At 61.8% G+C, this 10,134-nt stretch carries 9 protein-coding genes; 1 reads left to right on the plus strand and 8 read right to left on the minus strand.

Annotated elements, in window-relative coordinates; all coding sequences use genetic code 11:
• Positions 1–3: 3 nt before the first annotated feature.
• From AB1462_RS16020 to AB1462_RS16040, 5 genes are all read right to left on the minus strand, one after another.
• The gene (locus tag AB1462_RS16020; protein WP_259194003.1) at positions 4–1,227 is read right to left on the minus strand and encodes an ABC transporter permease; all 1,224 of its coding nucleotides are present in this window, start codon (positions 1,225–1,227) and stop codon (positions 4–6) included.
• A 139-nt stretch (positions 1,228–1,366) separates the two neighbouring features.
• Positions 1,367–2,407, minus strand: a complete 1,041-nt coding sequence (locus tag AB1462_RS16025) for an ABC transporter substrate-binding protein (RefSeq protein WP_090401819.1) — start codon at positions 2,405–2,407, stop codon at positions 1,367–1,369.
• Positions 2,408–2,450: 43 nt separating this feature from the next.
• Complete coding sequence (locus AB1462_RS16030; RefSeq protein WP_065871779.1) at positions 2,451–3,563, minus strand: ABC transporter ATP-binding protein; 1,113 nt, start codon at positions 3,561–3,563, stop codon at positions 2,451–2,453.
• Positions 3,564–3,788: 225 nt separating this feature from the next.
• Positions 3,789–4,418 (minus strand): response regulator transcription factor, encoded by a 630-nt coding sequence (locus AB1462_RS16035; RefSeq protein WP_027605903.1) that lies wholly within the window; start codon positions 4,416–4,418, stop codon positions 3,789–3,791.
• Between the two features lie 18 nt (positions 4,419–4,436).
• Positions 4,437–6,431 (minus strand): transporter substrate-binding domain-containing protein, encoded by a 1,995-nt coding sequence (locus AB1462_RS16040; protein ID WP_259194000.1) that lies wholly within the window; start codon positions 6,429–6,431, stop codon positions 4,437–4,439.
• 77 nt (positions 6,432–6,508) lie between these two features.
• On the opposite strand from AB1462_RS16040, the gene AB1462_RS16045 reads away from it, so the two are divergent.
• Complete coding sequence (locus AB1462_RS16045; RefSeq protein ID WP_367247280.1) at positions 6,509–7,483, plus strand: alpha/beta hydrolase family protein; 975 nt, start codon at positions 6,509–6,511, stop codon at positions 7,481–7,483.
• Positions 7,484–7,541: 58 nt separating this feature from the next.
• Here the strand turns inward: AB1462_RS16045 and AB1462_RS16050 are convergent, their stop codons facing one another.
• From AB1462_RS16050 to AB1462_RS16060, 3 genes are read right to left on the minus strand one after another with little or no spacing between them, the layout of a single operon-like run.
• Positions 7,542–8,309, minus strand: a complete 768-nt coding sequence (locus tag AB1462_RS16050; protein WP_259193998.1) for a TerB family tellurite resistance protein — start codon at positions 8,307–8,309, stop codon at positions 7,542–7,544.
• A gap of 1 nt (position 8,310) precedes the next feature.
• Positions 8,311–8,985 (minus strand): N-acetylmuramate alpha-1-phosphate uridylyltransferase MurU, encoded by a 675-nt coding sequence (gene murU, locus AB1462_RS16055; protein ID WP_367247282.1) that lies wholly within the window; start codon positions 8,983–8,985, stop codon positions 8,311–8,313.
• Entirely contained in the window at positions 8,982–10,007 is a 1,026-nt protein-coding gene (locus AB1462_RS16060) for an aminoglycoside phosphotransferase family protein (protein WP_367247284.1), read from the minus strand. The genes murU and AB1462_RS16060 overlap by 4 nt, the downstream gene beginning before the upstream one ends.
• Positions 10,008–10,134: the final 127 nt, after the last annotated feature.

Consider the following 10,134-nt stretch of genomic DNA (forward strand, 5'->3'; position numbering starts at 1 on the left):
TCCTCAGCTCAGGCGCAGGCGACTGGCGCCCACCAGCCGGTTGTAGATCAGGTACAGCACCACGGTCGCCAGCAGCAGCAAGCCGCCCAACGCCGTCGCCATGCCCCAGTTGATGCTGGTGTTGGTGTAGAAGGCCACGAAGTAGCTGACCATCTGGTCGTTCGGGCTGCCCAGCAATGCCGGGGTGATGTAGTAACCAATCGCCAGGATGAACACCAACAGGCATCCGGCGCCGACACCGGCATACGTCTGGGGGAAGTACACGCGCCAGAAGCTGGCAAACGGGTGACAGCCCAGGGAAATCGCCGCACGCATGTAGGTGGGCGAGATACCTTTCATCACGCTGTAGATCGGCAAAATCATGAATGGCAGCAGGATATGCACCATTGAGATGTAAACCCCGGTGCGGTTGAACACCAGCTCCAGGGGTTTGTCGATCAGGCCCATGCTCATCAGCGCACTGTTGATCAGCCCGCCGGACTGCAACAGCACGATCCACGCCGCCACCCGTACCAGGATCGAGGTCCAGAACGGCAGCAATACCAGAATCATCAACAGGTTACTTTTGCGCGCCGGCAGGTTGGCCAGCAAGTACGCCAGCGGGTAAGCCAGCAACAGGCAGATGGCGGTGATCACCAGGCCCATCCAGAAGGTGCGGGCGAAGATGTCCAGGTAGATGGCCTGGTCCGGGGTGGCCGGGGCCACTTCGCCAAGGTCGTCGATGCGGTGATCCACGGCCGCCAGCAAGTAGAACGGCGTCAGGCTGCTGGTGTTGCGCCGGATCGCCTGCCAGTACGCCGGGTCGCCCCAGCGTTCGTCGAGGTTTTCCAGCGCTGCTTTATAAGAGGCAGGCGCTTCGGTAAACGGCAGCGCCCGCGCGGTTTTGGTCAGCAGGCTGCGATAGCCGGCCAGTTCCATGTTCAAGCGTTTGGACAGATCGCCCAGGGTCTGGTTTTTACGCGCCTCGCCCAGGTCCTCACTCAGAGCCTGATACACCGGTTCACCCGGCAGACCACGACCATCCCAGGCCATCACCGCCACCACGGTGCGCGGCAAACCGCCCACCACTTCCGGGTTGCCCACGCTTTTAAACAGCAGCGCAACAATCGGCACCAGGAACACCAGCAGCAAAAACAGCACCAGCGGCGCAATCAAGGCTTGGGCCTTCCAGCGGTTGAGCCGCTCGGCACGCGCCAGGCGCTGCTTGAGGGTTGAGGGAACGGCCATGGCTAACTCCGGATATTGAATTAAATACAGACCCCCTGTGGGAGGGGGCTTGCCCCCGATAGCGGAGTGTCAGTCAAATCATTTATCAACTGAAACACCGCCATCGGGAGCAAGCCCCCTCCCACAGGGTTATGCGGTGTTACTTGGCAGCCCAGGAGTTGAAGCGCTGCTCCAGCTGCTCGCCGTTATCCGCCCAGAAGCTCACATCGATCTGCACCTGGTTGGCGATGTTCTCTGGCGTAGTCGGCATATCCTTGAGGATGTCCTTGGCCAGCAACGGTACGGCCTGGATGTTGGCCGGGCCGTAGGCGATGTTTTCCGAGTAGGTCTTCTGCTGCTGCGGCTGTACCGAGAAGGCGATGAATTTCTTCGCCGCTTCGGCGCGGTCCTTGGCCAGGCCTTTAGGGATGGCCCAGGCATCGAAGTCGTAGATGCCGCCGTTCCACACCACTTTCAGGTTGCTTTCTTTTTGCACGGCGGCGATGCGGCCGTTGTAAGCCGAGCTCATCACTACGTCACCCGAGGCGAGGTATTGCGGCGGTTGTGCGCCGGCTTCCCACCATTGGATCGACGGCTTGAGTTCGTCGAGCTTCTTGAACGCACGGTCCTGACCATCTTTGCCAGCCAGCACTTTGTAGACGTCCTTCGGCGCCACGCCGTCGGCCATCAAGGCGAATTCCAGGGTGTACTTGGCGCCCTTGCGCAGGCCGCGCTTGCCCGGGAATTTCTTGGTGTCCCAGAAATCTGCCCAGCTGGTTGGCGCGGAAGCCAGTTTGTCCGCGTTATAGGCCAGAACGGTCGACCATACGAAGAAGCCCACGCCGCACGGTTGGATCGCGCCCTTCACGTAGTCGGCGCTGTTACCGAACAGTTTCGGGTCCAGCGGCTCGAACATGTCTTCGTCACAGCCACGGGATAATTCCGGCGATTCCACTTCCACCAGGTCCCAGGACACGCTCTTGGTGTCGACCATGGCTTTCACCTTGGCCATCTCACCGTTGTACTCACCGGCGACAATCTTGCCGTTGCCCGCGCTTTCCCACGGCGCATAGAAGGCCTTGACCTGTGCAGCCTTGTTCGCGCCGCCAAAGGACACGACGGTCAGGTCCTGGCCGGCCATGGCCTGTGTCGCGCCCATCAAGCTCAGGGCCAGGACGGAATATTTCAGGGATCTCAACATTGTTGTTCTCTCCACGTGCAGGGTTGGTGAAGCCATGGGGCGATCAATTCGCCTCTAGAAGTGGGTCGAGTGCGCGAACGTGCTCGACTTGCCAGCCAATCGGTACCACGTCGCCGACCGCCAGTGCCGGATCCAGCTCGGCGATCGGTTGTTTCACAAAAAAATCGGCCTTGCCGCAGACTTCCAGGCGCACACGCACGTGGTCGCCCAGGTAGATAAATTCCGCCACCCGCCCGGAGAATCGGTTAACGCAGCTTTCGCTGGAGCCATTGAGGCTGACACGCTCAGGGCGTACCGACAGGGTCACCGGGCCGCCGATCTGGCCGACGTTCACCGCCAGCGCCTCGACCTTCTCGCCGCGCGCCAGCTCGACCACGCAGCGCTCGCCGGTGTGGCTGTGCAGGCGGCCATTGAGGCGGTTGTTTTCACCGATGAAGTTGGCGACGAAGGTGTTTTTCGGCTCTTCGTACAAGGTGCGCGGTGCGGCGATCTGCTGGATCTCCCCCTGATGGAACACCGCCACGCGGTCGGACATGGTCAAGGCTTCACCCTGGTCGTGGGTCACGTACACCACGGTCACGCCGAGGCGTTGGTGCAGGTGCTTGATCTCCATCTGCATGTGTTCGCGCAATTGCTTGTCGAGGGCGCCGAGGGGTTCGTCCATCAGTACCAGTTGCGGTTCGAACACCAACGCCCGGGCCAAGGCCACGCGCTGTTGCTGGCCGCCGGACAATTGCGCCGGATAGCGCTGGGCGAAGGCATCGAGCTGGACCATGCTCAGCACGCGCTTGACCCGCTCGCTGATATCGGTCTTGCTCAAGCCCCGCACCGACAGCGGGAACGCAAGGTTCTCGGCGACGGTCATGTGCGGGAACAGCGCGTAGTTCTGGAACACCATGCCGATGTCGCGCTTGTGCGGCGGCACGTTGTTGATCGAGCGCCCGGCCAGCTGGATTTCCCCGGCAGTCGGCGTTTCGAAACCGGCCAGCATCATCAGGCTGGTGGTCTTGCCCGAACCGGAAGGCCCGAGCAAGGTGAGGAACTCGCCCTTGCGAATTTCCAGGTTGAGGTCTTTGACGATCAGGTTCTCGCCGTCGTAGCTCTTCTGCACGCCACGAAAGCTGACCAGCACATCATTTGAATCCACCTCGCTCATACCCGCACCTTTGTGTTTTGGACTGCTGTGGCACAAGCGTAGTCCAGGCGCGAGACCCCGGAAATCGGGGGCCAGGAGAGAATTGCATCAGCCGGATGGAAGGTTTGGGGTAGGGATCGCCCTACACGAATGGCGGGGATGGGACAGGGCAGCGGCAAGAGGCGAGCTGCAAGCGGCAAGAATGGGTTCGGCGGTGTTTTGGGGTTGTCGTTATTGGGTATGTGGTTAGAGGAGCTTGTGCTCCATGGCGTACTTCACCAGCTCGGCCAGGGAGGTGATATTGAGCTTCTGCATCAACCGCGCCTTATGGGTGCTGATGGTCTTGCTGCTCAACGCCAGTTGCTGGGCGATGTCATTGACGTTGGCGCCCTGGGCCAGGCGCTCGAACACTGAGAACTCACGCTCGGACAGCAGCGAATGCAAGGGCCTCGAGTCAGTCAGGCCGACCTCGAAGACCATGCGGTCCGCCAGGTCCGGGTCGATGTAACGCCCACCGGCCGCGACCTTGCGAATCGCCATCAACAGCAGCGCCGGGTCGCTGTCCTTGGTGGCGTAACCCGCCGCACCCACCTTCAGGGCGCGGGCGGCCATTTGCGCCTCATCGTGCATCGACAGCACCAGGATTGCCGGCGGATTGCTCAGCGCACGAATGCGCGCAATCGCTTCCAGGCCATTGACGCCTGGCATCGAGATGTCCAGCAACACCACCTCGCAAGGCACATGGCGCAAGGTCTCCAACAACTGTTCGCCATTACTTGCCTCGCCCACCACCAGCAGGTCTTTGGCCAGGCCGATCAATTGCTTGATGCCTTCACGAACAATGGTGTGGTCTTCGGCTACCAGTACACGGATCACAAGGGCTTCCTCTTATCGTTATGCATCCAACGGCACCGTGACACTCAGGGTGGTGCCCTCGCCCAATTGACTGTCCAGGCTCAACTGCCCGCCCATGATCAGCACCCGCTCGCGCATTCCCACCAGACCAAACGACACCGGGCGCCCCAAGGCCTGGACGAACCCGACGCCATCGTCACTGATGGTCAGCCGCAGGTCGGTGCCTTCCACCGCCAGGGTCAGCTCGACAGTATGCGCCTGGGCATGGCGCATCACATTGGTCAGCGCCTCTTGCAGGATACGGAACAGGCCGATGGCCTTGGCATCGCTCAAGGTCGGCAGGTTATCCGGTACCTGCACCAGGCAGGGGATTTGCGTGCGCGCTTCGAAACGCCGTGCCTGCCATTCAATCGCCGAGGCAATACCGGCGTCGAGGATCGGCGGGCGCAGCGCCGTCGCCACGTCCCGCACCAACTGGAACAACTGGGCGATCAGGCGCTTCATGCTGTTCAAGCGCTCGTGCAGGCCAGGATCCAGTTGCGCATAGGACAGCTCGCACATGGAGGTTTCCAGCTTGAGCACCGTGAGCATTTGCCCGAGTTCGTCGTGCACTTCCCGGGCGATGCGGGCCTTTTCTTCTTCGCGCACGGTTTCCAGGTGGGCGGACAACTCGCGCAGTTGCGCTTCACTTTGCATCAAGGCGGCCAGGGTGCGGCGCAGTTCGGTGACATCGTTCAGGTAGACCACCAGGTACTCAGCCTCGGCAAAGCGCAGAAAGCTCAAGGACACATTGGCCGGCAGGATGCTGCCATCGGCGCGCAAACAATCGGTGGCGAAGTTCTGCGGCCCCTCTTCGCTGGCCCGTGCACGCTTCCACAGGTTGAGCCAGCGGTCCATATCCAGGGTCGGGTCGAGGGCGACCAGCGGCCGTTCGATCAGTGCACCGGGGGCGTAACCGAGCATGCTTTCGGCCGCACGATTGGCGTAGCGCACATGGCTGTCCCAGTTGACCCACAGGATGCCGACGGTGCTTTGGTCGATGGAAAACTGCGTCAGGCGCAACGCTTCGGCACCGGCGGCGCGGGCCGCGCTTTCTTCGCGGGCGGCCAGCAGGTCATGCTCCAGCCCGCGTTGCTGGCGGCGCTGCCAGAACACCACGGCCAGGCTGGCGAGCAGCAACAGGCCGAGCAGCAGGCTGAGGTTTTGCCACAGGCCTTTGGATTCGGACAACCGTGGGTATTTAGGTTGCAGCCAGCGACTGTGCAGTTGATCCAGGTCGCGGGCCGGGATAGCGCTCAGGGCACTTTCCATGATGCCGGCCAGTTCAGGCCAATCCCGGCGAGTAGCCACCCGCAACAATTGCGGCAGGCCGATATCCCCCACCACCGCCAGCCCACTGAACTCAGGCTCTGCGGACAAGCGGCTCAATTGCGCTTCATCCACCACGGCGTAACGCGCCTGCTGGCTGACCAACAATTGCAAGGCCTGGCGCTCCACGGGCACGCCTTGTAGGTTGAGGCCGGGGTAGGTACTGCGCAGGTAATCGGCCACAGCGCTGGGCATGCGCACGGCGACGCGGGATTGATCGTCGAGTTTTTCCAGTTCCACGGCACCACCGCCCTCGCGGATGCCGACAATATGTTGCGGCACACGCATATAGGGGTCGGTGAACAGCCACAGGCGCAACCCGGCCGGGGTTTGCTGCAAGCCAGGGGCAATGTCTACCTCGTCGTCGCGTACGGCCGCTTCCAGTTGCTCCTGATCAGGGAAGTTGCGCCAGGTCAGCTCGATGTTCAGCGCCTTGGCCAACCACTGCATCAACTCCACATTCGCCCCGGACAAGCGCTGCAGACGTCGGTCGTATTGCGCGTAAGGCGCCTGCAACACCACGCCTACTCGCAGTTCCGAGTGCTGGGCCAGCCATTCGCGCTGCTGCGCATTAAGCTGCGCCTGCGGTGCGGCGGGCGCGGGGGAAGCGTTTGCCATCAAGGCAACGCACAAACAGCCGATAACCAGCAGACAGCGAAAACCCATGATCCACGTCTCACATCACTGACAAATACTGACCAACCCATTAGGCTGCTGGAATCACTTCTGGCCGGAAATCAACGATGCCCTATCGAAACCGTCCGGCACTGCCAGCATTGTGCCTGTCACTGCTGTTTACCAGTGCCTTTTCTGTACAGGCCGCAGACACGCCTGAGCCCTCGGCCGAAAAACCCGTCGAACGCCAGCCCCTGCCCGAGCGTAGCCAGGAAGAGGCCAACGCCCTGGAACGCATTCTTCCGCAGCAGGAACAGCAACAGTTGCAGGCCGGGAGTGACTCGTTCCTCGCCCTGTGGAAACCGGCCAACACTGCCGAACCCGAAGGCGTGGTGATTATCGTACCGGGCAGCGGAGAAAGTGCTGACTGGCCTCAAGCAATCGGCCCTTTACGGCGCAAATTGCCGGACGCCAATTGGAGCAGCCTCAGCCTGTCGCTGCCGGACGTGAGCGTGGACACTCTGCCGCCCCGCGTGATGGAAGCGCCCAACGCCACCGTCGATACCAGCAGTAAAGATGCGAGCACCGCCGACAAGCCGATCGAGCAAGCCGCCAGCGCCGAGGCGGAAGGCACCGACCCGGCGGTGGTCCCGGGTGCCGACGAACAGGACAAGACCGACGCCTCGCGCATCTTTGCGCGCATTGATGCCGCCGTGGCCTTTGCCCAGACCCAGAGCGCACGCAGCGTGGTGCTGGTGGGCCATGGAACCGGCGCTTGGTGGGCTGCGCGCTACCTGAGTGAAAAACAACCCTCCCAGGTGCAGAAGCTCGTGATGGTCGCGGCTCAGACGCCCACCGGGCGTCATCCGGACGTGCAGCAACTGGCCCCCGGCCTGAAATTGCCGACCGCCGATGTCTTCTATCAAGACAACGCTCAAGCACGCAAAAACGCCCTGGCCCGCGCCCAGGCCGCGAAGCGTTTGAAGAATGAGGGTTATAAGCAGGTGTCATTGAAGACCCTGCCCGGCAACAGCGCCGCCGAGCAGGAACAGTTGTATCGCAGGATTCGCGGCTGGTTGAGCCCGCAGGCGACTTCAGACTGATCGCCTATCCAGAATCGCGGCAGATCCACTGTGGGACGGGGTTGTCACTTCAAGATCGTCAACGAAAATCCCGGCGCTCGCGGATCAACGAATAGGCGTTGTGCAATTCACGGGTGCGCTCGGTCGCCTCACGCACTTGCGCAGGGCTGGCACCACTGCCGGCCACCTTGTCCGGGTGGTGACGGCTCAGCAAGCGGCGATAGGCACGCTTGATGGCCGTCGGCTCGGTGGTAGCGGTGACGCCAAGCAAGCGCAACGCCTCCTGATAGGTCGTGCCACGATTGACCAACGGCTTGCGCTCAGGTGTGTAGTCGGCCGCCAACGCCTGGAGCTGTTGCGGTGTCCAGCCCAACCACTTCCCCCACAGGTCGATCAAATCGCGCTCGGCAGCGTCCGCCTTGCCGTCCGCCCAGACCATCCGCCAGCACGCCCGCAACACCCCTTCCGCCGCATGGGGTTGGGCCTTGAGCACACGCAGGTAGCGGCGCACCCGGTCAGAACCGGATTTGCCGCGGTTGAACGCCGCAATCGCGCGGCGCTGGGCCGATTCGGTCATGTCCAGCGAGCGCATTTCTTGCCGCGCCTGCTGGATATGCCCGTCCAACACACGCCCGTTGCTTTTAGCCAGGCGCCCAAGCAACACAAACAATAACTCGTCATTGCGTAACGCCGGACGCCCGCCCAAGCGCTCGCGCAACTGTGCCCAACTGTGCAGTTGCATGCGGCGATCCAACGCCTGCCCCAACAGCGCACCCAACAAGGCCCCCGGAATACTGGCAATGGCAAAGCCAGCCCCGGCGCCGATCAGCGTCCCTGGCCACAACATGCTACTGCCCCGCTGTCAGCAGGGTTTCGACTTGCGCCAGGCGCTCCAGCGTGCCGACATCAATCCAGCGTCCCGCCATGTGTTCCCCCGTTACCAAACCTTTCGCCATCGCCGCACGCAGCAGCGGCGCCAGCTTGAAGGCACCGGCACCGCAACCCGCGAACAACTGGGGGTCGAGCACTGAAATGCCACTGAAGGTCAGGTTATCGGCACCGGGCGCCGCATCATGAAGCAGACCCTGGTCGAGGTAGAAATCACCGCCCGAGGGGTGATGTACCGGGTTGTCGACCATCACCAGATGAGCCAGGCCCTTAAGCGGTTGCTTGAGCTGGGTAAAGTCGTAGTCGGTCCAGATATCGCCGTTGACCACCACGAATGGCTCATCCCCCAGCAACGGTAACGCCTGGAAAATCCCGCCGCCGGTTTCCAACGGTTCGCCCTCGGGGGAGTAGCGGATGCGCAAGCCGAACTGCGCGCCATCCCCCAGGTAGCTCTCGATCTGCTGGCCGAGCCAGGCGTGGTTGATCACGACATCGGAGAAACCGGCCTTGGCCAGCGCCTCCAGGTGGTACTCGATCAGCCGCTTGCCGCCGGCCTGCACCAACGGCTTGGGTGTATGCAACGTGAGCGGACGCATCCGCTCGCCTTTGCCGGCGGCCAGGATCATGGCCTTCATACGCTGGCCTCAGCGGGTTGGCGCAGGCTGGTCAGTAATTCGCCCAATTCGCTCAACTCCTGACGATCCGCGAGCACCGCCTCTATATAAGCAAAGAAACGTGGCACATCAGCCAGGTAGCGTGGCTTACCGTCACGATGGCAGATGCGCGCAAAGATACCGATGACTTTAAGGTGGCGCTGCACACCCATCAGGTCGCTGGCGCGCAGGAAGTCCTCGAAATCCGGCTGTACCGGAATGCCGGCCTGGCGCGCACGCTCCCAGTAGCCGCGCTGCCATTCCCGCACGCGGGCCTGGGGCCAGCTGAGAAAGGCGTCCTTGAACAGGCAGGTAATGTCGTAGGTGACGGGGCCGTAGACCGCGTCCTGGAAATCCAGCACACCGGGGTTCGGCTCGCTGATCATCAGGTTGCGTGGCATATAGTCGCGGTGCACCAGCACCTTCGGTTGTGCCAGGGCGCTGTCGATCAAATGATCACTGACACGCTGCCACAGGGCCTGTTGCTGAGTATCCAACTCGATACCCAGGTGCCGGCGCACGTACCACTCGGGAAACAATTCGAGTTCGCGGCGCAACAAGGCGACGTCATAGCTGGGCAGTGGTGAGTCCATCGGCAACTGCTGATAAGCCAGCAAGGCGTCGATGGCATCGGCAAACAACTGATCGGCATTTTCGTCGTTAATCACGTCCAGATAGGTTTTTCTGCCCAGGTCATTGAGCAAAAGAAAGCCTCGCGGCAAGTCTTGCGCATAAATTTTCGGAACATTTATTCCCGACGTCGACAACAAATGCGCGATATCGACGAAAGGTTTGCAGTTTTCCTGGGGGGGTGGAGCGTCCATTACCACGAAAGTCCGACCGCCGCCGTCCCAACGAAAATAGCGCCTGAAACTCGCGTCGCTGCTGGCCGCGGTCAATGTGGCCGGGGGTACGGCACCCCAGCCTTGAGCGTTGAAAAGGATCGGCAACTGCTCATCCAGCCAGACTTCCAGCTGTTGTAAACGTAGATCTTGCTCGGGCATTACAAGGGTCTCCGACGGCGCTAGCCGTCAAGCGGGTCATGCTTTATTATCACGCATCTTTTTCAGACCATCGAGAGGCGTGCGGCCCACACCGCGGGCAGATGGCACGCAGGAAGCCCGGACTAAT

The sequence above is a fragment of the Pseudomonas sp. SB113 genome, from assembly GCF_040754745.1.
Lineage (GTDB): Bacteria > Pseudomonadota > Gammaproteobacteria > Pseudomonadales > Pseudomonadaceae > Aquipseudomonas > Aquipseudomonas grimontii.

Coding starts and splice junctions, on each gene's coding strand:
- AB1462_RS16040 (WP_259194000.1), bottom strand. CDS start 6,431: ATGGGTTTTCGCTGTCTGCTGGTTATCGGCTGTTTGTGCGTTGCCTTG.
- AB1462_RS16020 (WP_259194003.1), bottom strand. CDS start 1,227: ATGGCCGTTCCCTCAACCCTCAAGCAGCGCCTGGCGCGTGCCGAGCGG.
- murU (WP_367247282.1), bottom strand. CDS start 8,985: ATGAAGGCCATGATCCTGGCCGCCGGCAAAGGCGAGCGGATGCGTCCG.
- AB1462_RS16045 (WP_367247280.1), top strand. CDS start 6,509: ATGCCCTATCGAAACCGTCCGGCACTGCCAGCATTGTGCCTGTCACTG.
- AB1462_RS16050 (WP_259193998.1), bottom strand. CDS start 8,309: ATGTTGTGGCCAGGGACGCTGATCGGCGCCGGGGCTGGCTTTGCCATT.
- AB1462_RS16025 (WP_090401819.1), bottom strand. CDS start 2,407: ATGTTGAGATCCCTGAAATATTCCGTCCTGGCCCTGAGCTTGATGGGC.
- AB1462_RS16030 (WP_065871779.1), bottom strand. CDS start 3,563: ATGAGCGAGGTGGATTCAAATGATGTGCTGGTCAGCTTTCGTGGCGTG.
- AB1462_RS16060 (WP_367247284.1), bottom strand. CDS start 10,007: ATGCCCGAGCAAGATCTACGTTTACAACAGCTGGAAGTCTGGCTGGAT.